Below are 20503 nucleotides of genomic sequence, written 5' to 3'. Positions count from 1 at the left end.
ACGTGAGTCAGGTCGGCTGGCGGACGGCGATGGAGCGGGCGCTGTACGGGCCCGAGGGTTTCTACACACGGGGCGAGCGCCCCGCCGCGCACTTCCGGACCTCGGTGCACGCCTCACACCGGTTCGCGCTCGCCATCGCGCGCCTGATCGTCGAGGTCGACGCGGCGCTCGGGCACCCGCCCCGGTTCGACCTCGTCGACGTGGGGGCCGGGTGCGGGGAGCTCCTCACCGAGATCCTGCCCGTGGCGGGCCTGTCCGGGCGGCTGCGCCCGGTCGCCGTCGAGGTCGCCCCGCGCCCGGAGGGGCTGAACCCCGCGATCGAGTGGCGGCCCTCCCTCCCCGAGCGGATCACCGGGCTGGTCATCGCCAACGAATGGCTCGACAACGTCCCCCTCGACGTCGTCGAGCTGACCGGCGACGGTCCCCGCCTCGTGGTCGTCGACCCGCGGAGCGGTGCCGAGCTGCCGGGCCCCGCGCCCGCGCCGGAGGACGCCGAGTGGCTCGAACGCTGGTGGCCGCTGCGCGAGCCCGGCGACCGCGCGGAGGTCGGCCGGTACCGGTGCGCCGCGTGGGCGTCCGTCCTCGAGCGGCTCCGCGGCGGTCTGGCCCTGGCCGTCGACTACGCGCACGAGCGGGACCACCGCCCGCCGTACGGCACGCTGACCGGCTACCGCGACGGCCGCTGCGTCTCCCCGGTCCCCGACGGCTCCTGCGACATCACCGCGCACGTCGCCCTCGACGCCTGCGTCGAGGCCGGCCGGGAGGCGGGAGCGACCGCCACCGTGCTGACCACCCAGCGTGCCGCGCTGCGCGCGCTCGGTCTGCGCGGCGAGCGTCCCCCGCTCGAGCTGGCCCGCTCCGATCCGCGCGGCTACATCCAGGCGCTGCGCGCCGCGGGCGAGGACGCCGAGCTCATCGACCCGTCAGGCCTGGGCAGCTTCGGATGGCTGGTGCAGACCGTCGGCATCGACGTGCCCGCCGTCCTGGAGACGGCTCAGACCTCGGCCTGAAGGGCGCCGCGGGCCGCGCTGGAGACGGCTCAGACCGCGACCTCAAGCGCCCGCAGGCCGCGTAGGACGAAGCCCGGCTTCCACTCTGGCTCCGCGGCGAGGCTCAGCTTCGGAGCGAGGCCGAGGATCGCGCGGAACGACTCGGCCAGCTCCACCCGGGCCAGCGGAGCGCCCAGGCAGAAGTGGATGCCCGCGCTGAACGCCAGGTGCGGAGTGGGCGTACGGGACAGGTCGAGCGCGTCCGGGCCGGCGAACACCTCTGGGTCCCGGCAGGCCGACGCGAACTGCAGGGCGACCTCGGCGCCGCGCGGGATCGGCACGCCGCCGACCTCGATGTCCTCCAAGACCCAGCGTTCGAACAGCGGCAGCGGCGTGTCGTACCGCAGCAGCTCCTCCACGGCCGTGCCGATCAGGCCGTGGTCCGCGCGCAGCCGCTCCAGCTCGCCCGGGTTGCGGAACAGCGCCCACCAGGAGTTGCCCGTGGCGTTCACGGTCGCCTCGTGTCCGGCGTTGAGGAGCAGGACGCACGTGCCGATCAGCTCGCCCTCGGTGAGCCCCTCGACCTGGCACAGGGCGCTGATCAGGTCGTCGCCCGGGTCCTTCCGGCGGGCGCGGGAAAGGTCGCGCAGGTAGTCGGAGAACTCGATCGAGGCGCGCACCGCCGCGTGCTGGATCTCCTGCGACGGGTCGAGCTGGTACATCCCGCAGATGTCCGCCGACCAGGGCCGCAGCAGGTGCCGGTCGCCCTCGGGGACGCCGAGCATCTCGGCGATCACGGTCACCGGCAGCGGCTCGGCGACCTCGGCGACCAGGTCGCCGCCGCCCCGCTCGACGAGGCCGCGCACGAGGCCCTCGGCGAGCGCCCGGATCCGGGGCCGCAGGTCCTCGACCATGCGCGGCGTGAATGCCTTCGACACCAGCCGCCGCAGCCGGGTGTGGTCCGGCGGTTCCATGTCGAGCATGCCCGCGTTGTTGAGGTCCCAGAAGGGCGCGAGGAACTCCGCCGGGGCCGGCCGCCCGAACTCCTCGTGCGTGGCGACGTGGAGGTACGTCCGGCCGAGCCGCCGGTCCCGCAGCAGCGCGTTGACGTCGGCGTACCGGGTGATGATCCACTGGTCCGTCGGCTCGTGGAAGAAGACCGGCGACTCGCGGCGGAGGCGCTCGAACGCGGGGTACGGGTCGGCGACGAACTCCGGCGACCCGGGCGCGTAATCGATCATCTGGCCCACCTGTCGGAACGGGCGTCGGTGGCGCGGGCCCGGTCCGCCCGCCCGGCCGCCGACTCGACGATCGCCCGCGCCTCGCCGAGCTCGCGGTTCTCCGCGGCGACCTGCACCGGTCCGGCGGGCGCGTCGATGTGGACGGTGCCGAACCCGAGCAGCCGCTGCAGCGGGCCGGCGGTGAGGCGGACGCTCTGCGCCCGCGCGTGGGCGATCACGTCGAGCCGCCGGCACACGCGGCCCCGGCGGGTGACGAAGAGGGAGTCGTCGGTGCCGGCCTCGCCCTTGCCGAACGGCGCCAGCCACGACCGGGGCGACGGCGACAGCGGCACCTTCTCGGGGTTCGTGCCGGGGAAGACCAGGCCGACCATCTGGATGGCGACGTGCCGGGGCGCGACCGGCAGCAGCACCGACGACAGCGCCTGCCGCTCCCCGACGTAACCGGCGACGGTGACGTCGATGCGCGCCCAGCCGTTCCCACGCCACAGCAGCGGCTCCACGACCCGTACGGCCTGCACCCGGCCGGGCGGCACGGTCTGCATCCGGGTCTCCATCAGGCCGTACCGCAGGCGCAGGCCGTCCGGCGACAGGGCCGCCTTGAAGTTGGTGTGCATCACCAGCGGGGCGATCACGCCACGGGCCAGGCCGAGCAGCACCGGCAGCGCGGCGGCCAGCACCCCCAGCTCGCCGAAGACGACGCCGAACGCCAGCAGCGCGACGAACAGCAGCAGGGCCCCGATGACGGGCAGCTTCATCAGCTGCGACCCGAGGAGCGCGCCGAACCCGACCCGCCAGTACGGGCGTTCGGGCGCCTCGGGCGTGTGGCCCGGCAGCCCGGCGGCCCGCGCCAGCAGCTCCGCCCGCAGCTGCTCGGCCATCGGCCGCCCGAGGTAGCGGAACTTCGTCTCGGCCTGGTCCCCGCCGGCCAGCTCCACCCGCACCTCGGCCAGCCCGAACAGGCGGGACACCAGCGGCCGTACGACGTCGACCGCCTGGATGTGCGACAGCGGGACCCGGCGGTTGCGGCGGCGCAGGATGCCGGTCTCGACCACCAGGTCGTCCCCGGCGATCCAGAACTTCAGCGACCACCACGTCCAGAAGCCGACGGCCGCCGCGATGGCGCTGACCGGCAGCATCACGACCAGGAAGCGGGCGATCACCTTCGGCGTGAGGATCAGCGCGATGCCGCTGTCGGTCTGGGTGACCAGCAGCGAGTAGCCGCCGAGCACGAAGGCGATGACGACGACCCCGACCGCGTTGATCACCGCGGTGGCCATGTGCAGCCGGTGCACCCCCTGGGAGAAGTGCACCGGAGGCCGGGGCGGCGGCCCGTACGGCGGCGGACCATATCCCGGCGGCGGCGGCCCGTACATCGGCGGCCCGAACTGCGGGCGCGGCACGTGGGTCGGGCCGTACGGCGGCCGGTTCGGACCGTAGGGACCGTTCAAAGCCCGATCGACCTCGATTCGCCCTTCTGCGCGAGCCGGTCCCGCAGGATCGCGGCGTCACGGGCGGGCAGGCCGGGGATGCGCGCGTCGGTGGCCGCCGTCGCGGTGTGCAGGCGCACGGTCGCCACGCCCAGCCACTGTTCGAGCAGCCCGGCGGTCACGTCGACGTACTGCATGCGCCCGTACGGCACGACCACGAGGTGACGGACGAAGAAGCCGTGCGTGACCAGGAGGTCGTCGGCGCGCTCGGCGAAGCCCCAGGACCGGTAGGTGAGCTCGGCGATGATCCAGCCCATCCCGCAGGAGACCAGGACCAGTGCCAGCCAGATCAGCCCGCCGGCGAGGCCGCTCGTCCGGGACATCACGAAGGCCCCGACGATCGTGACCGGCAGCGCCCACAGCAGCACGGCGATGCGCCGATGCCAGGTCAGCCGCGGCGAGACCCGCGCCCACGTCATGCCGCTCGGCGGGTCGAACGCCTGCTCCGCGCGGGCGCCGATCGGCACCGGAGAGGGCCCGGGCGGGCCGGCGGGGGCGGGCGGCGGTGGCAACGGGGGCCCTTGCTGCGGCGCGGCGGACGCGCCGGGCGGCAGGATGCTCGGACTGCCCGGCGGCATGTCCTGTGGCTCGCGCTGATTGGGATACTGATCGCCTGCATTCATGTCGATCCCAAGTCAACCCCAACCGGGCCACGTTCCGCGAGACCTCGCATGGCACGATGGGTGATCGGAGCGATGTGAGAAGGCGAGTGGGTCGTGAGCACCGAGCGGATCGTGGGCGTAGGGGCGGGGACCAAGGACCTCGCCACCGAGGACATGACGCTCAACATCGGACCACAGCACCCGTCGACGCACGGCGTGCTCCGGCTGCGGCTCACGCTGGACGGCGAGCGGATCACCGCCGCCGAGCCGATCATCGGGTACATGCACCGGGGCGCGGAGAAGCTGTTCGAGGTGCGCGACTACCGACAGATCATCGTGCTGGCCAACCGGCACGACTGGCTGTCGGCGTTCGCCAGCGAGCTCGGCGTGGTCCTCGCGGTCGAGCGGATGCTCGGCATGGAGGTGCCGGTCCGCGCGGTGTGGGCACGGACGCTCCTGGCCGAGCTGAACCGCGTGCTCAACCACCTGATGTTCCTCGGCTCCTACCCCCTGGAGATCGGCGCGATCACCCCGATCTTCTACTCCTTCCGGGAGCGCGAGCAGCTGCAGCGCGTCATGGAGGAGATCTCCGGCGGCCGGATGCACTACATGTTCAACCGGGTCGGCGGACTGAAGGAGGAGCTGCCCGCCGGATGGCTCGGCCGGGTCACCGACGCGGTCGCGGCCGTACGCCACGGCATCGCCGACCTCGACCGGCTCATCAGCGGCAACGAGATCTTCCGGGCCCGTACGCGCGGCGTCGGCGTGCTGACCCGCGAGCAGATCGAGCAGTACGGCGTGTCGGGCCCGATCGCCCGCGCGTCCGGGGTCGACTTCGACCTGCGGCGCGACGAGCCGTACCTCGCCTACGGGGAGCTGCAGGACGTGCTGCGCGTGGTCACCCGCACGGAGGGCGACTGCCTGGCGCGGTTCGAGTGCCTGCTCGACCAGGTGCACGCCTCCCTCGACCTCGCCGACGCCTGCGTCGCCAGGCTCAAGACGCTGCCGCCCGGGCCGATCAACGTACGGCTGCCGAAGGTGCTCAAGGTCCCGGAGGGCCACACGTACGCCTGGACGGAGAACCCGCTCGGCATCAACGGCTACTACCTCGTCTCCCACGGCGAGAAGACCCCGTGGCGGCTGAAGCTCCGGTCGGCGTCGTTCAACAACATCCAGGTGCTCCGCGAGATGCTCCCCGGCCACCTCGTCGCCGACATGATCGCCATCCTCGGCTCGATGTTCTTCGTCGTCGGCGACATCGACAAGTAGCCCTCAGAGCGCGCCGGATCCGGCGAGCGCCGACGGGCGACGATCACCTGGTCGCCGCCCGCCCGTCAGCATTCCCGACGCTGCCTTGGCTCGGTCACCTGTCAGGCGACGACGAGCCACTCGTCTCCGAAGCTTCGGCCATCAGGGCCTCTCCGAGCGCGGCGATCCGCTCGGACTCGGCGGCGGCCTGGCCGTGCCTGGTGTCTCTCCATCGCTTCACGCCATCCATCACAGCCGCCATTCTCACACTGACAGCACTCGCCTGGACACGTTAAGCGACTATTTCAGTCAGGAGCCGCTCTGGTTCGCGCCCTGGCCGCCGGGGGCGCCCGGTCCGCCGGGGCCGGCGCTGGGGCGCAGGGACGCGCAGGCCTTCAACGCCTTCTGCTGGGCCGCGGACAGGGTCGGCATGCCGCTCGGCCGCCCCGAGGGCCTGGCCGTCGGGTTGCCGGTGGGCATGCCCGAGGGCCTTCCGGTCGGTCTGCCGCTCGGGCCGCCCTGGCCGCCCGGCCCGCCCGGTCCGCGGCTGGGCATCTTCACGCCCTGTTTCTCCATGCACTGGCGGTAGGCGGCCATGGCACTGGAGTTCGGGCCGCCGCCCTGGGCGGCCTGCCCGCCGGTCTGCGCCGAGGCCTTGTCGCTGCCGCCGCCGCAGGCGGCGCTGAGCAGGAGGGTCCCGGCGACGGCCGTGCCACCGACAAGGCGGATCGTCATCTGCTTAGTGATCATTTGTCCTCCTCATGAGGGATTCGCGCTCAACCGCCGGATGACGTGCCCTGGGTGACGGACGTGGCGGTGAGCGTTCCGTCCTGGGCCTGAGAGCCCTGGACGACGATGGTGGTGCCGGTCTTGAGAGCGGAGGCCGAGCCGGAGCGGAGCACGCGGAGGCTGGTCGTGCCCGTGACCTTGACGCGCACGACGCCGTTCGCGGTCTTGACGTAGATCGTCTTGCCGTCGATCTTCTGGACCGTGCCGGTGGTGGCCGAGCCCGAGCCGGCTCCGGCCGCCCCGGAGGTCCCGGCCCGGCCTCCCCCGGTCCCGCCCGACCGGCCGCCGGCCATGCCGGGCATCCCGCCGCCCGGCATGCCGCCTCCCGGCATCGCTCGCGTGCCCTGGGCGGTGGTCGTCGCCTGGTGGCCGAAGTGCCGGTCGACCTGGGCGCCGATGCCGAAACCGGCCGCGAGCAGCGCGCCCGCGCCGAGGTAGGCGGTCAGGCCCGGGAGCCGCCGGGGTTTCGGGGCCTTGGCGAGCTCGGCCTCCAGGTCGCCGTCGAACGGCGAGTTGGAGAGGACGTCGTCCCGGGTCACGGAGGCGGGAGACGCCTCCGGTCCGCCGGACGGCACCGGAGACGCGTTCGCCTCCCCGGACGGTGCCGGAGACGCACTGCCCTCCCCGTACGACGCCGGAGACCCACCGCCCTCCCCGTACGGCGTCCACATTCTGCGGCCGCTCATGGCGTTCTCCTTCGGGTCACTCATGGCGCAGGGCCTCGATCGGGCGCAGCTTGGCGGCGCGGTTGGCCGGGTAGCTGCCGAAGAACAGGCCGATCGCGACGGACACCCCGAGCGCCAGCGCGATCGAGGACGGCACGATCACCGGCTGGACGCCGACGACCTTGAACAGGCTGCCGACGACGCCGACCACGACGCCGAGCACGCCGCCGAGGAGGCTGAGCACGGTCGCCTCCGCGATGAACTGGCCGAGGATCGCGCCCTTCGGCGCTCCGATGGCCTTGCGGATGCCGATCTCGCGGGTCCGTTCGGTGACGGTGACGAGCATGATGTTGGTGATGCCGATGCCGCCGACCAGCAGGCTGATGGCCGCGACGGCGCCCAGTAGCACGGTGAAGGTCTTGCTGGAGGCGCTGACCGCCGACTGCAGGCTCGCCTGGTTCAGGATCTGGAAGTCGGCGCTGTTGGACCCGGAGATCTCGTGCCGCTGGTTCAGGATGTCGGTGATCTCGCTCTGGGCCTGGTCGGTGACCTTGGAGTTCTTGGCCTCCACGACGATGGAGCTCAGGGATCCGAAACCGGTGATGTTCTGCTGGACGGCGGTGAGCGGGCCGATCGCGACGTCGTCGGCGTCCTGCATCCCGGAGGAGCCGGACTCCTTGAGCACGCCGACGACCGTGAACGGCGTGCCGCCCACGTTGACCTGCTTGTTCAGCGGGTCGACGGTGCCGAACAGGTCCTCGGCCACCGTCTGGCCGATCACCAGCACCTTTCGGCCGCTCGTCACGTCGTCGTCCGTGAACGCCGCTCCCCGAGCGATCTCCTTGTTCGCGGCGGCAAAGTAGCCGGGGTACGTCCCGACGAACTGGCTGATCGAGTGGCTGGTTCCCTCGTACGTGGTCGTCACGGAGGAGGACGTCGTGACCGGGGAGGCGCTCTTGACGGAGGGAGCGTTCACCGGGTCGACGAGGGCCTTGGCGTCGTCGACGGTGAGGTCGCGGGCCTGCGTCCGCGGGCCGTTGGTCTGCTGGCGGCTCCGCGTGCCGCCGAAGCCTCCGAAGCCGCCCGCGCCCCCGCCGGAGGTCGACTTCATGACGGTGAGGGAGTTGGCGCCGAGCCGCGAGATGTTGTTCTTGATCTGCTCGGAGGAGCCGTTGCCGACCGCGACCAGCATGATCACGGCGCCGACGCCGATGAGGATGCCGAGCATGGTCAGCCCGCTGCGCAGTTTGTTGGCGGTCAGGCCGCGCAGGGCGAACCGCAGGATCTCCCAGGCGCTCACCGCACGCCCCCCGCGAGCGACGCGGCGGGCGGCGGGCCGTCCACCCGGGACTGCCGACGGTCCTCGATGATCTCGCCGTCGACCAGCCGGATCACGCGTTTGGCGCGGGCCGCGACCTCGTCCTCATGGGTGATCAGCACGATCGTGCGGCCGGACAGGCTGAGCTGGTCGAGGATGGCGAGCACGTCGGCGGTGGAGCGGGTGTCGAGGTTGCCGGTGGGCTCGTCGGCGAGCAGCAGCGCCGGCGCGGTGACGAGGGCACGGGCGACCGCGACGCGCTGCTGCTGGCCGCCGGACAGCTCGTTCGGCTCGTGGTCCATCCGGTCGGCGAGGCCGACCTGCCGGAGCGCGGCCTGGGCCCGCCGCCGGCGCTCCGCGGGCCGTATGCCGCCGTAGGCCAGGGGCAGCTCGACGTTGGCGAGCGCGGACATCCGCGGGATCAGGTTGAACGACTGGAAGATGAACCCGATCCGGCGGTTGCGCAGGATGGACAGGCGGCGTTCGTCGAGCGCGCCGACGTCGGTGCCGTCGAGGAGGTAGCGGCCGCCGGTCGGCACGTCGAGGCAGCCGATGATGTTCATCAGCGTCGACTTGCCGGACCCGGACGCTCCCATGATCGCGACGTAGTCGCCGCGCTCCACGCGGAGGGACACGCCGCGCAGGGCGTGTACGGCGGTGTCGCCGTGGCCGTACACCTTGGTCAGCGCCTGGACGTCGAGGACCGGGTGCCCGGGCGTCACGGCCGTCCTCCCCCGGGACCGCCGCCCGGCGCGCCGCCACCGCCGCCGATGCCACCGCCCAGGCCACCGCCACCGGCCCGGCCGAAGCCGGTCGAGCCGCTCGTGCTGGTGGTCGTCGTCGTGATCTGGACCTGGTCGCCTTCGTTCAGCCCGGACTTGATCTCGGTTCCCTGGGTGCCCTTGACGCCGGTCTGGACGGGCTTGATCACCGGCTTGCCGCCCTGGAGGACGGTGACCGTGCTCTGCCCGCCGGCGGTCCGGACGGCCGCCGTCGGGACGTACAGGACGTTCTGCGCCGTGGCCGTGGTGACCTGCACGGTCGCGGTCTGGCCGATCCGCACGGAGCCCGGGATCTTGGTGAGGGTGATGGTGGCGCCGTACTGCACGACGTTGTTGCTGGTGGTCGGCGACATGTCGATCTGGGTCACCTTGCCGGTGGCGGTCACGCCGCTGAGCGCGTCGAAGGAGACGGTGGCGCGCTGACCGGTCTTCAACTTGATCGCGTCCGCCTCCGTGAACTCCCCGGTGACCTTGAGCTTCTTCGGGTCGGCCAGCTCGATGAAGCCGCTCCCGGAGGAACTGCTCGACGAGCTGCTCGTGGAGGAGGAAGAGGACGAGCCGCCGGTGCCGCCGCCGGACGGGCCGCCCGAGGAGCCGGACCCGGAGCTCTGCGACCCGGAGGACGAGGAACTGGACGAGCCGGAGCCGCTGGAGGAGCCCCCGACCGTGCCGTTGAGGGCGACGACCGTCGCGGAGAACGGCGCCCGCAGTTCGGTCCCGGCGAGGGCGCGGACGGCCTGGTTGTAGGCGTTCTTCGCCGAGACGTACGACGAGTAGCCCGAGGCGCTGGAGGTGTCGCCGTCCGCGGCGGCGCTGAGGTTCGCCTTGGCCGACTTGAGGTTCTCCTCGGCCGAGGTCGTGTCGAGGAGGGCGAGCAGTTCGCCCTTGGAGACCTTGTCGCCGGCCTGGACGTAGATCTTGGCGACGGTGCCGGAGGTGGTGAAGGACAGCGACCGGCTCCGGGCGCTGTCCACCGATCCCGAGGCCGACACCGACGAGACCACGGTGCCGCGCACGACCTGCGTCGTACGGGTGAGGGCGGACGCCCCCGCCGAGTCGTCTCCGCCGGTCAGCGAGAGATATCCGACGCCGATGCCGGTGGCCAGGAGCACGCCGAGCGCGCCGTTGACCACGAGGGATCTGCGCCTGAGTAGACGTTTCACCCCGCACAAGCTGGCGGCGCGAAGTTGAATTCCCCTAATCCGAAGATAAGAAAACGATGAGAGTCGGCCTTCAAGGAAACTCTCATTTTCGGCCCAGACTTCCATCATCTGGGCTCGTCATCATGGCGCGCCATGAGATTTCGGCTGTCCGCACCGGATTTCCGGCGTAAACGTACCCAGATGGCGACCGGCCTATTCGGCGTCGTGGTGGTCGGCACGGTGACGGCCGTCGCCCTCGGCACGGGCGGCCGGAGCGGAGCCGCCACGACGTACGCCACGGTGGCCGAGGGTGGGGTGACCGCATCGGCGGGCGCGGCGGGCAACGTCGCGAGCGCCGACAGCAGGGACCTGGCGTTCAGCACATCCGGAGCGGTGAGGAAGGTGTACGTCAAGGTCGGCGCCAAGGTGAAGGAGGGTGCCCGCCTGGCGCGGATCGACCAGACGAAGGCCCTGGAAGACGTGGCCGCCGCCCGCGCAGCGCTGACCGCCGCCGAGTCGGCCGCCGCGAACGGGACCAGCGGGACGAGCGGGGGCGCCGCCGGAGCCACGACGAGCGGGGGTGCCACCGGAGCGGCGGCGACGGGGAGCGGGACGGTCGCCCTGGCCGCCTACCGGCCGACGACGACCGCGACGCCCACCCCGACGCCGTCAACGAAGCCGAGCACGACGAAAAAGCCGTCGAGCCGGCCGAGCAGTACACGGAATCCCGGCGCCTCGAAATCGCCCACCACCGGGAAATCGGGATCGCCGGGCGGAACGACGTCGACGGCGCAACTCGAGGCGCGGGTCATCCAGGCCAAGAACACCCTGACCCAGGCGGAACGCACCCTTGCCGGAACGGTCATCAAGGCGCCGATCGACGGCACCGTTCTCGCCGTGAACGGCCAGGCCGGCGACACCGCCTCGTCATCCACGTTCATCACCATCGGGGACCTGAACGAACTGCAGCTGAAGGCGACGTTCTCCCAGAACGACGTCGCGCACATCCGCATCGGCCAGGAAGCGAAGATCACCCTCAGCACCGACAGCACGAAGACGTACGGCGGGTCGGTCACGCACATCGACGCGAACGCCACGACCAGCGACCGGCTCGTCAAGTACGGAGTGATGATCGCGTTCGACGACGTGCCGTCGAAGGTGCTGATCGGCCAGTCCGGGACCGTGTCGGTGACCACGGCGTCCGCGGCGGACGTGCTCTACGTCCCGTCCTCGGCCGTACGGACCGGGGCGAACGGCACGTCCACGGTCCGGGTGCGGCAGGGCGACCGGACCGTCACCCGTACGGTCACGGTCGGCGTGCGCGGCGACACGTACGTCGAGGTCAAGTCGGGTCTGTCGAAGGGCGAGCGGGTGGTGACGTCCGGGTAGCCGCTCAGCCCGCCACCCGGTGGCGCCCCGCCCGGCCGGTGGGTCAGCCCGTCACCCGGTAGGCCCGTGAGATCGTCTCGGTCACCTGGTTCCCGGCGTTGTCGACCACGGTCGCCCGCAGCGCGACGTACCCCGCCTGGGCCGGGTTAACGACCGAGGCGACTCCGTTCGCGACGGGGAGGGTCTGCCAGGTCTTCGCCCCGTCGGTCGACGCCTCGACCTTCAGCGTGGTGACCGCGTGGGCCGTCGCGCCGGGGTTGGTGACGACGCGGACCGGGATCTCGGTGGTGGAGCCGGGCGCGGCGGCGTTCCGGTCGTCGAGGCCGCGCGGGGCGAACCGCACCGTGGTCAGCGGCAGCGCCGTCTTCTTCGACGTCCGCGCGGACTTGAAGACCCAGCTCACCTGGACGCGGTCCGACAGGGTCGCCTCGGCGCCGTCGCGGGTCGCCGTCACGTCGAGGCGGTAGGCCGCCGTCTTCTTCCCCAGCGTGACGTCCGGCTCGTACGCGTCGAGCCCGAGCGTCTTCGTGCCGGTCCGCAGCTTCACGTTCGCGATCGTGAACTGGTCGAAGCCCCAGTTGCCGGGGCCGTCGGACAGCAGGTTGGCGGGCGCGTAGTGCAGCGTGTCCCCGGTCCGGTAGCCGCCGGGCGCCGCGGGCGCGAACACCGCCGCGTTCCAGGTCTCCGCAAGCGCCTCGCCCTTGGCGTACGTACGGGTGCCGACCGTCACGTTGCCGAACAGCGGGTGGGACGACGACTCGTACCAGAGCTCCCGCTTGCAGGCCGCGCCCGGCTGGACGTACTCGGTCACGGTGGCGGGCGCGTCCAGCCACATCTCGTCGTCGCCGCCCCAGATGGCGCCCCGGCAGCGCGGGTTCACCTTCATGCCGTCGCCGAACGACCGGTAGGTGACCTTGACGGACGCGAGGTCCGCCTTCGTGACGTGCTGGGTCACCCCCGCCGGGACGCCGCCGGAGTACGAGGTGCCGAGCCGGTAGAGCACGCCGGAGCCCGTCCACGTGCTGCCCTGGCTGAACGTCACCCCGGACCGTTTGACCGGCACGGCGTACAAGCGCCCGGGGACGTCGTCGGTGGTGAAGTCCATCGCCCCGTGCCGTACGTGGACCCGGATCCGGCCCTGCACGGACGAGTCGCCGACGGAGACGTCGATCGGCTTCCCGCTCTTGGCGCTCAGCGTGACCTTGTCGTGGCCCTTGGACAGCTTGAAGGTCGTGAGGACGACGGTGTTCTCCGGCGCCTCGTTCGGCTCGGCACGGGCGAGGGTCGCGTAGATCTCGTACGTCCGCTTGTCCGGGAGTTTCGCCACGGCGTTGTCGCGCCCCATGACGGGCCAGGACTTCTGGGCGGCCGGGTCGTAGATCTGCGCCGTGATCCAGGGCACCTTCCCGGCCCGGCTCAGCCCCTTGATCGTGAGGTATCGCCAGGTCGTGGCCGACGCGGTCGCGGGCAGCGAGGCGAGGACGAGGGCCCCGCCGAGCCCGGTGATGAGCGCAGATCTCCGGAACCCCATGACCATCCTCCGCCACAGCCCAGAATCAAGATCACAAACCTTACATTCCAGGCATTGCGCGCAAGCGGGTTGGCCGCACCAGGCCACCGGTGATCGCGTTCGGAGTTTATTTGACCTCCAGGTCAAATACTCGCTACGGTGCAGCCATGGGGAGACCGAAGAGCTTCGAGCCGGACGTGGTGGTCGCGCAGGCGATGGAGACGTTCTGGACCAACGGCTACGCCGGCACCTCCCCCGCCGACCTCGCCGAGGCGACCGGGGTGGCGAAGGGCAGCCTCTACAACGCCTTCGGTTCCAAGCGCGAGCTGTTCGACAAGGTCCTTGCGCTCTACGACCGCACCGGCTCCGAGATGACCGAGGAGCTCCTCTCGCGGCCGGGCACCGCCAAGGAGCGCATCCGCGCCTACCTGAGGTTCCTCGTGGACATGGACCTGAACGGGCCGGTCCGGCGCGGCTGCCTCGCCGCGAACACCGCACTGGAGCTGGGCGGAAAGGACGCGGAGGCCACCCGGACCGTTCGCCGCATCGGAGAACACACCATCGACCTGCTCGCCGCCCGCATCGAGCAGGGCCGGCGTGACGGCGATGTCGCCCCCGAGATCGACGCCAGGGCGCAGGCGCAGTTCCTCATGAACACCGTCCTGGGGCTGCGCGTCATGGCCAAGGCGTTCGACGGGCCGGCCCTGTACCGGATCATCGACACGGCTCTGGCGGGCCTCTGACTCACAAGGCCCCGCCGGGGCCCTTTTTGCGCCCTAGTTTTTGACCCGCAGTTCAAGAAGGGAAGATCATGGAACTCGGAATCAGCGGAAAGACCGCCATCGTCACCGGTGCCGGCCGCGGCATCGGCCTCGCCATCGCCCAGGCCCTGGCCGCGGAAGGCGTCAGGGTGGTGGGCGCCTCCCGCACCATCACGCCGGAGCTGGAGAAGGCGGCCGCCGCGACCGTATCGGTCGACCTGAGCACGCGCGACGGGGCGACGGGGGTGGTCGAGCAGGCGATCGCCGCGGTCGGCGGGATCGACTTCCTGGTCAACAACGTCGGCGCAGGCGACCCGGACAAGCTGTCCCTGGGCGGCATTCTCGACGTCGACGACGAGCAGTGGCAGACCATCTTCGATCTCAACCTGTTCAGCGCGGTCTGGACGACCAGGGCGGCGCTGCCGAGCATCCTGGAACGCAAGGGCGCGATCGTCAACATCTCGTCGATCAACGCCCGCGTGCCCACCGGGTCACCGGTCGGCTACGCCGAGGCCAAGGCGGCACTGACCCAGTTCGGCAAGCGGCTCAGCGAGGAGTTGGCACCGCACGGCGTTCGCGTCAACACCGTGTCCCCGGGTCCGGTCGCGAGCCCACTCTGGACCGACCCGAACGGTTTCGGCGGCAAGGTGGCCGATGCCTCTGGCGTCAGCCACGGCGATCTTCTCGAGAACCTCCCCGGGCAGTTCGGCATCGCCTCGGGACGCATCACCAAGCCCGAAGAGGTGGCCGACCTGGTCGCCTTCCTGCTGTCCGAGCGCGCCGCCAACATCCACGGCGCCGACCACGTCATCGACGGCGGCACCCTGAAGGCCTCCTAAGAGCCCGTCTCACCCCGCGGGTACGGCGGCGCGGAAGAACTCCGCGAGGACGCGTGCGACGGGTTCGGGGTCGCCACGCAGCTCCTTGTTCCAGGTGGAGGAGTGGTCGAGGCCGGGCAGCTCGACGCGCGTGGCGTCGGGCACGGCCTCCGCCACGCGGGCCAGGGCGTTCTTGAGCAGCGCGGAGCTCTTGCCGCCACCGATCAGCAGCACGCTCGCCCGGATGTCCCGGAAGACGTCCGGGCGACCGCTCACCTCGGTGATCAGGTGGCCCTCGTAGTGCAGGGCGGCGGCCAGTTCGGCGAAGGAGGGGTAGTCGCCCTCGGGCGTCCGGCTCGCCATGCCCTTCGTCATGGCGGTCAGCAGCCAGTGCGGCATGGCGTTCAGGAACGCCGGCCCAAGCTGCGCGCCCTTCATGGCCGTGGCGAGCGCCGCCGCCACCTTCCCCTGGGCCAGCTCCCGGTCGTAGCGCTCCATCACCCTGGCTCCGGTCTCCCGGTCGGGGAACAGCAGCGGCTCATAGAGGGCGAGCCGCTCGATGGCGGGCAGCGTCAGTGCCGCCTGCATCGCGATCAGCGCTCCGGCGCTGACGGCGAAGACGTTGCGGGCGCCGGTCGCGGCGAGCACCGCCTCCAGGTCCTCCACATCGCGTGCGATGTCGTGGTCGTCGTGGTACGGCCCGCTGAGACCGCGGCCGCGCCGGTCCATCAGGTGCACGGTGAAGTCGCCGGCCAGCGCCTCGGCGAGCTGCAGGTGGTGGTAGCCGGACGACATCGCTCCGTGGACGACGACGATGCCGCGGCCCCGGCCGAGCCGGCGGTAGCCGATCGTCGTGCCGTCCCTGGAGACCAGCGACAGCTCGGTCAGGGTGCTGGCGTCCATGGAATCTCCGATCCTGGTGATAGTTGATACTGACTATAAGGAGCCGAATAGTCGATGACAACTATCCACTGAGTTATAATCAGGACCGACCGGAGGTGTGATGGCGAAGCAGCGTAAGGTGTCGAACCCGCTCGCGCTGGCGGTGCTGGCGTTCCTGTCCGCGGCGCCGATGCACCCCTATGAGCTGGGCAAGCGGCTGCGGGAGACCGACAAGGACCGCAGCGTCAGGTACAACCACGGCTCGCTTTACATGGTGATCAAGCAGCTCGCCAAGGTCGGCCTCGTCGCCGAGCAGGGCACCGTCCGCGAGGGCGCGCGGCCCGAGCGCACCGTGTACGCGATCACCGACGAGGGCCGCGACGAGATGCGGGACTGGCTGCGGGAGCTGGTCGCCGAGCCGCAGCGCGAGTACCCGCACTTCGGGGTGGCGCTGTCGCTGATCAGCGTCCTGCCGCCGGACGACGCGGCCGGCCTGCTCGACCGCAGGCTGCGGGCGCTGGCGGCCGAGATCGAGGAGATCCGCACCGCCGCGGGAGCCGCCGCCGACGCCGGCGTGTCCTGGGTGTTCCTGGTCGACGAGGAGTACCACCTCGCCCTCCTGGAGACCGAGCACCGCTTCGTCACCCGGCTCGCCGACTCGCTCCGCCGCGCCGCCGAAGAACAAGCCCCGGCCGGTTCGGCCGAGCCCCCCATGGATCCGAGCCGCTCATAGAGCGGTCAGGCGCCGGATGCGTCGTCCCGGCTGGTCGGCTCGACGGCGGCGAGCCTGCGTCGCAGGTGTGCGCGTTCGGGGTCGGTGCCGGCCAGGGCGATCGCCTGCCGGTAGGCCGCCGCGGCCTCGCCGAACCGGCCGAGCCGGCACAGCAGGTCGCCTCGCGTGGCCGGGTACGGGTGGTAGTCGCGCAGCCGCGGCTCGTCGGCCAGTTCGTCGAGCAGCGCCAGACCCGCTTCGGGACCGTCGCGCATCGCGACCGCCACCGCCCGGTTGAGTGCGACGACCGGCGACGGCGTGAGGGCGAGGAGCACGTCGTACAGCGCCACGATCTGGGGCCAGTCGGTGGACGCCGCGTCCACCGCCTCGTCGTGCAGCGCGGCGATCGCGGCCTGCACTCCGTACGGGCCGGGCGGGCCGCCGGTCAGCGCGACGACCACCAGATCCCGGCCCTCTTCGATCATCGTGCGGTCCCACCGGCCACGGTCCTGGTCGGCGAGCAGTACGGGCTCGCCATCCGGGCCGGTGCGGGCGTCACGCCGGGCATGGACCAGCAGCATCAACGCCAGCAGGCCGGCGACCTCGCGCTCGGCGGGCAGCAACCGGCGCAGGATCCGCGCCAGCCGGATGGCCTCCTCCGCCAGCTCGAGCCTTTGCAGCCGCGGGCCCGCGCTGGCCGCGTACCCCTCCGTGAAGATCGAATACAGGACCTGGAGCACCCCGGACAGCCGCCGCGGCAACTCCTGCGCGTCGGGCACGCGGAACGGGATCCGGGCCTGACGGATCTTCTTCTTGGCCCGTACGATCCGCTTGGCCATCGTCTCGGCCGGGACGAGAAAGGCCCGCGCGACCTCGGGTGTGGTCAGCCCGGCGAGGCAGCGCAGGGTCAGTGCCACGCGGTCCTCGGCGGCCAGCGCCGGGTGAGCGCAGGCGAAGAACAGTTCCAGCCGCTCGTCGGGCAGGCCTCCGTCGATGTCGGCGGGCGGCGCCGGGTCGGCGCGTTCCGCCTCCACCTGCAGCATGGCGAGCCGGGCGGCGTACGCCTGATCGCGCCGCAGCCGGTCGACGGCCTTGCGCCGAGCCGTGGTCATCAGCCAGGCACCGGGCTTGGGCGGAACACCGTCGACCGGCCAGCGCACCAACGCCGCCTCGATCGCCTCGGAGGTGACCTCCTCGGCCAGATCCAGATCACCGAAGCGGCGGACCAGCGCGGCGAGCAACCGGCCTCGTTCCTCACGGAACACCGCCTCCACCGAAGACCTCACCGGCGCCTCCGCCGGGGACACGGCATCGGCCGGTCGCTCGTCCATCACTGTCAGACCTCGAACTCGGCGACCGGCCGCACCACGATCGACCCGACGCGCGCGCCGGGACAGCGGGCGGCCCAGTCCAGCGCGACGTCGAGGTCGGGCACGTCGATGACGTAGTAGCCGCCGAGCACCTCCCGAGTCTCGGCGAACGGCCCGTCCGTGACGATCCGCTCGCCCGCGGCGTCCACCCGCACCGTCGTGGCGGTGGTCAGATCGGCGAGCGAGTGCCCGGAGACCCAGATCCCCGCCTCCTTCACCGCCTTGTCGTAGGCCACCCAGTCCTCGAAGAAGGACTGCTCGGCCGTCTCCGGCGCGCCCTCGTCGCCCGCGTGGATCAGCAGCATGTACTTCACGACTCGACTCCCGTACGTCCGGTGGTCATCCGTTCTGTTCTCGCACGGCCTCGCGGCCGCACACCATGACTACGAGCGTCCCCCGGTCATATGGACACCGACCCCCGAAGAATTTTCGGCTACGCCACGTTCGTGATCGGGAGCAGGTCCCGTTCGGCGAAGACCTTCTTGGCGACGAGGGTCGCGTTGATGGACCTCGGCATGCCGCAGTAGACGGCCGAGTGCAGCAGCGCCTCGGAGATCTCAGTGGGCGTGAGGCCGACGTTGAGCGCGGCGTTGATGTGCACGTCCAGCTCGATCTCACAGCCGCCGAGCGCGGTCAGCACGCCCAGGGTGACCAGCTGCCGGTCCCGGGGCGGCAGCTCGGGGCGGGCGTACATGTCACCGAACGCCCACGCGACCACCTGGTGCCCCAGCTCGGGTGAGGTGTCGGCGAGGGAGTTCACGATCCGCTGACCCGCCTCACCGTCCACCTGCTCCAGGACCTTCATACCGTGCTCGTAACGCTCTTCGCGGGTCATCCGTCACTCCTAGAAGTCGTTCGCATCGGCTCTCCCGGTGCGATGTCCCAAGCCTGTCCTGGGCGACGGCCCGATCTGCGCTGAGAGCATCGATGGCTATGCTTCCCATGCCTTGGAGGTATGGATGGATCTGAGACTGCTCGGCTACGTGGTCGCGATCGCCGAGGAGGGAAGCGTCAGCGCCGCGGCTCGCCGGCTGAACCTGACGCAGCCGACGTTGAGCCGGCAGCTCCGTGAGCTCGAACGACGGCTGGGCGTCGAGTTGTTCTCCCGCGAGGGCCGGGGGCTGACGCCGACCGCTGCCGGGCAGGCCCTCGTACGGCGAGCGACCACCGTGCTGGCGGAGGCGGAAGGCGCTCTGGAGGACGTACGGCTGGCGGCGCGGGGGCTGGCCGGGCGGCTGACCGTGACCTTCGCCGGCTCGGGGATCAACGGGCCGCTCGGCGGGGCGCTCGGGCGGATACGCCGGGAGCTGCCGCGCGTCGACCTGCGCCTGGCGGAGAGCTTCAACGACGCGGAGATGTCGGCCGGAGTGCTTGATGGGCGCTTCGACATCGCGGTCCAGCGGCTGCCCATGCGGGACGCCCGGCTGGCCACGCGGGCCTGGTGGCGGGAGCCGCTCACACTGTTCATGCCCGCCGGGCATCCGCTCGCCCACTCGCCCGAGCCGGCGCCGCTGTCGACGCTGGGGCAGATCCCGCTGGTCCTCTGGCCACGCGACGTCTCGCCCCGCTCGTACGACGAGATCATCGCGCTCTGCCACCACGTCGGCGTCGTGCCCCGGATCGCGGCGGAGGGACGGAGCGCGCAGACGCTACTCGCACTGGTCGCGGCCGGCTTCGGTGCCGCCGTGATGCCCGACTCCCATCGCGCGCTGCGCCGGGTCGGCGTCGCGGCCCGCCCGCTGGCGGACACCTCGACCACCCTCTACCTCGTCTGGCGGACGGCCGACACGAGCCCGCTCGTCGAACGCTTCCGCGAGGTCCTCGCCGACCTCGCCTGATACCGCACCGGCAATACCGCCGCGCATTGTGATCTTTCTGTTACCAGCGCCCCCGAACGACCTTCGATGACGCCGAGTCGTATCACCCCGGCAGAAACGATCTTGAACGGAAGGAGCGCTGCTATGCGTTCAGCTCAGCGCACGCGCCGTTTCGTCACCATCCTCGCGACCGGAGCACTCGCGTGCGGTGCGTTGACCGCCGGCACGGCGGCGGCCGCCACTCCTACGCCCGGCGGTGGACTCGCCCATCCCGAACAGGACCACGCCGGAGGTGCGGCCGCGCGGCACGCGCAGTCGGCTCGGCCGGCGGTCGCTCCGGACGGGATTCCCGGCCTGGACGTCAGCGGCTGGCAGGGCAACGTCGACTGGAACGCGGTCAAGGCCAACGGCGCGGAGTTCGCGTACGTGAAGGCGACCGAGAGCACGACGTACCACAGTTCTTTCTTCCCACAGCAGTTCAACGGAGCCCACGACGTGGGCATCGTGCGGGGCGCTTACCACTACGCCATCCCCAACAAGGCGAGCGGTGCCGCCCAGGCCGACTATTTCGTCGACAATGGCGGCGGGCAGACCGGCGACGGCCTGACCCTGCCCGGCGTACTCGACATCGAGGACGACCCTTACGTGGACACCGACGGCACGAACAAGTGCTTTGGTCTTACACCGGACCAGACGGTGAGCTGGATCCGCGACTTCCTGAACGAATACCACGCGCGCACCGGTTGGAACGCGGTCATCAACACCTTCACCGAATGGTGGAACGACTGCACCGGCGGCTCCACCGAGTTCGCCGCCGACCACCCGCTGTGGATCAACAACCACGGCGACACGCCCGGCCCGCTGCCGACCGGCTGGAGCAGACAAGCCATCTGGCAATGGGCCGACAACGGCGTGTTCCCCGGTGACCAGGACGTCCTCAACACCGACACGTACAAGAAACTGCTCGCGCAGAAACGCTGA

General features: G+C 71.3%; 21 protein-coding genes. 8 read left to right on the top strand and 13 right to left on the bottom strand.

The window, feature by feature from the left end; translation table 11 throughout:
- Nucleotides 1-2 precede the first annotated feature (2 nt).
- Complete coding sequence (locus ABEA24_RS02745; protein WP_345428998.1) at nt 3-1010, top strand: SAM-dependent methyltransferase; 1008 nt, start codon at nt 3-5, stop codon at nt 1008-1010.
- Nucleotides 1011-1039: 29 nt separating this feature from the next.
- Here ABEA24_RS02745 and ABEA24_RS02740 read toward each other — a convergent pair whose 3' ends face one another.
- The 3 genes from ABEA24_RS02740 to ABEA24_RS02730 are packed head-to-tail and all read right to left on the bottom strand — an operon-like array spanning nt 1040 to nt 4340.
- On the bottom strand, nt 1040-2230 hold the full coding sequence (locus ABEA24_RS02740; protein WP_345428997.1) for a cytochrome P450: 1191 nt from the start codon (nt 2228-2230) through the stop codon (nt 1040-1042).
- Nucleotides 2227-3678: a PH domain-containing protein gene (locus ABEA24_RS02735; RefSeq protein ID WP_345428996.1), complete on the bottom strand. Its 1452-nt coding sequence runs from the start codon at nt 3676-3678 to the stop codon at nt 2227-2229. Before ABEA24_RS02735 ends, ABEA24_RS02740 begins: the two co-directional genes overlap by 4 nt.
- The gene (locus ABEA24_RS02730; RefSeq protein ID WP_345428995.1) at nt 3675-4340 is read right to left on the bottom strand and encodes a PH domain-containing protein; all 666 of its coding nucleotides are present in this window, start codon (nt 4338-4340) and stop codon (nt 3675-3677) included. The genes ABEA24_RS02735 and ABEA24_RS02730 overlap by 4 nt, the downstream gene beginning before the upstream one ends.
- Nucleotides 4341-4433: 93 nt before the next feature.
- On the opposite strand from ABEA24_RS02730, the gene ABEA24_RS02725 reads away from it, so the two are divergent.
- The gene (locus ABEA24_RS02725; RefSeq protein WP_345428994.1) at nt 4434-5588 is read left to right on the top strand and encodes an NADH-quinone oxidoreductase subunit D; all 1155 of its coding nucleotides are present in this window, start codon (nt 4434-4436) and stop codon (nt 5586-5588) included.
- A 288-nt stretch (nt 5589-5876) separates the two neighbouring features.
- Here ABEA24_RS02725 and ABEA24_RS02720 read toward each other — a convergent pair whose 3' ends face one another.
- From ABEA24_RS02720 to ABEA24_RS02700, 5 genes are read right to left on the bottom strand one after another with little or no spacing between them, the layout of a single operon-like run.
- Nucleotides 5877-6317 carry a PT domain-containing protein gene (locus ABEA24_RS02720; protein WP_345428993.1) on the bottom strand — a complete coding sequence of 147 codons (441 nt, stop codon included), beginning with the start codon at nt 6315-6317 and terminating at the stop codon, nt 5877-5879.
- Between the two features lie 26 nt (nt 6318-6343).
- Nucleotides 6344-7042, bottom strand: coding sequence for a DUF5666 domain-containing protein (locus ABEA24_RS02715; RefSeq protein ID WP_345428991.1), 699 nt, complete (start codon nt 7040-7042; stop codon nt 6344-6346).
- A gap of 16 nt (nt 7043-7058) precedes the next feature.
- Nucleotides 7059-8321, bottom strand: coding sequence for an ABC transporter permease (locus tag ABEA24_RS02710; RefSeq protein ID WP_345428989.1), 1263 nt, complete (start codon nt 8319-8321; stop codon nt 7059-7061).
- Nucleotides 8318-9061 carry an ABC transporter ATP-binding protein gene (locus ABEA24_RS02705; RefSeq protein WP_345428987.1) on the bottom strand — a complete coding sequence of 248 codons (744 nt, stop codon included), beginning with the start codon at nt 9059-9061 and terminating at the stop codon, nt 8318-8320. Before ABEA24_RS02705 ends, ABEA24_RS02710 begins: the two co-directional genes overlap by 4 nt.
- Nucleotides 9058-10284, bottom strand: a complete 1227-nt coding sequence (locus ABEA24_RS02700) for an efflux RND transporter periplasmic adaptor subunit (RefSeq protein WP_345428985.1) — start codon at nt 10282-10284, stop codon at nt 9058-9060. Before ABEA24_RS02700 ends, ABEA24_RS02705 begins: the two co-directional genes overlap by 4 nt.
- Before the next feature lie 180 nt (nt 10285-10464).
- Here ABEA24_RS02700 and ABEA24_RS02695 point away from each other — a divergent pair, with 180 nt between their 5' ends.
- Nucleotides 10465-11652: an efflux RND transporter periplasmic adaptor subunit gene (locus tag ABEA24_RS02695; RefSeq protein ID WP_345428983.1), complete on the top strand. Its 1188-nt coding sequence runs from the start codon at nt 10465-10467 to the stop codon at nt 11650-11652.
- A 43-nt stretch (nt 11653-11695) separates the two neighbouring features.
- Here ABEA24_RS02695 and ABEA24_RS02690 read toward each other — a convergent pair whose 3' ends face one another.
- Complete coding sequence (locus ABEA24_RS02690) at nt 11696-13183, bottom strand: hypothetical protein (protein ID WP_345428981.1); 1488 nt, start codon at nt 13181-13183, stop codon at nt 11696-11698.
- Between the two features lie 146 nt (nt 13184-13329).
- Between ABEA24_RS02690 and ABEA24_RS02685 the strand changes: the two genes are divergently transcribed.
- Both ABEA24_RS02685 and ABEA24_RS02680 read left to right on the top strand, forming a co-directional pair.
- Nucleotides 13330-13905 (top strand): TetR/AcrR family transcriptional regulator, encoded by a 576-nt coding sequence (locus ABEA24_RS02685; RefSeq protein ID WP_345428979.1) that lies wholly within the window; start codon nt 13330-13332, stop codon nt 13903-13905.
- 68 nt (nt 13906-13973) lie between these two features.
- Nucleotides 13974-14762: an SDR family NAD(P)-dependent oxidoreductase gene (locus ABEA24_RS02680; protein WP_345428977.1), complete on the top strand. Its 789-nt coding sequence runs from the start codon at nt 13974-13976 to the stop codon at nt 14760-14762.
- 9 nt (nt 14763-14771) lie between these two features.
- On the opposite strand, the gene ABEA24_RS02675 is transcribed toward ABEA24_RS02680, so the two are convergent.
- Complete coding sequence (locus ABEA24_RS02675) at nt 14772-15644, bottom strand: alpha/beta fold hydrolase (RefSeq protein WP_345428975.1); 873 nt, start codon at nt 15642-15644, stop codon at nt 14772-14774.
- A gap of 100 nt (nt 15645-15744) precedes the next feature.
- Between ABEA24_RS02675 and ABEA24_RS02670 the strand changes: the two genes are divergently transcribed.
- Nucleotides 15745-16356 (top strand): PadR family transcriptional regulator, encoded by a 612-nt coding sequence (locus ABEA24_RS02670; RefSeq protein WP_345428973.1) that lies wholly within the window; start codon nt 15745-15747, stop codon nt 16354-16356.
- A 5-nt stretch (nt 16357-16361) separates the two neighbouring features.
- On the opposite strand, the gene ABEA24_RS02665 is transcribed toward ABEA24_RS02670, so the two are convergent.
- The 3 genes from ABEA24_RS02665 to ABEA24_RS02655 form a co-directional block, all read right to left on the bottom strand.
- Complete coding sequence (locus ABEA24_RS02665) at nt 16362-17666, bottom strand: RNA polymerase sigma factor (protein ID WP_345428971.1); 1305 nt, start codon at nt 17664-17666, stop codon at nt 16362-16364.
- Nucleotides 17667-17671: 5 nt separating this feature from the next.
- On the bottom strand, nt 17672-18010 hold the full coding sequence (locus ABEA24_RS02660; RefSeq protein WP_345429604.1) for a YciI family protein: 339 nt from the start codon (nt 18008-18010) through the stop codon (nt 17672-17674).
- Between the two features lie 128 nt (nt 18011-18138).
- The gene (locus ABEA24_RS02655; RefSeq protein WP_345428969.1) at nt 18139-18540 is read right to left on the bottom strand and encodes a carboxymuconolactone decarboxylase family protein; all 402 of its coding nucleotides are present in this window, start codon (nt 18538-18540) and stop codon (nt 18139-18141) included.
- Nucleotides 18541-18664: 124 nt separating this feature from the next.
- Between ABEA24_RS02655 and ABEA24_RS02650 the strand changes: the two genes are divergently transcribed.
- Complete coding sequence (locus tag ABEA24_RS02650) at nt 18665-19543, top strand: LysR family transcriptional regulator (protein ID WP_345428967.1); 879 nt, start codon at nt 18665-18667, stop codon at nt 19541-19543.
- Nucleotides 19544-19666: 123 nt separating this feature from the next.
- Nucleotides 19667-20503, top strand: a complete 837-nt coding sequence (locus ABEA24_RS02645; protein ID WP_345428965.1) for a GH25 family lysozyme — start codon at nt 19667-19669, stop codon at nt 20501-20503.

The sequence above is a fragment of the Actinoallomurus vinaceus genome, from assembly GCF_039542055.1.
GTDB classification, from domain to species: domain Bacteria; phylum Actinomycetota; class Actinomycetes; order Streptosporangiales; family Streptosporangiaceae; genus Actinoallomurus; species Actinoallomurus vinaceus.
The sequence above is the reverse complement of the archived record's forward strand: the minus strand, read 5'-3'. Positions and strand labels throughout refer to the sequence as shown.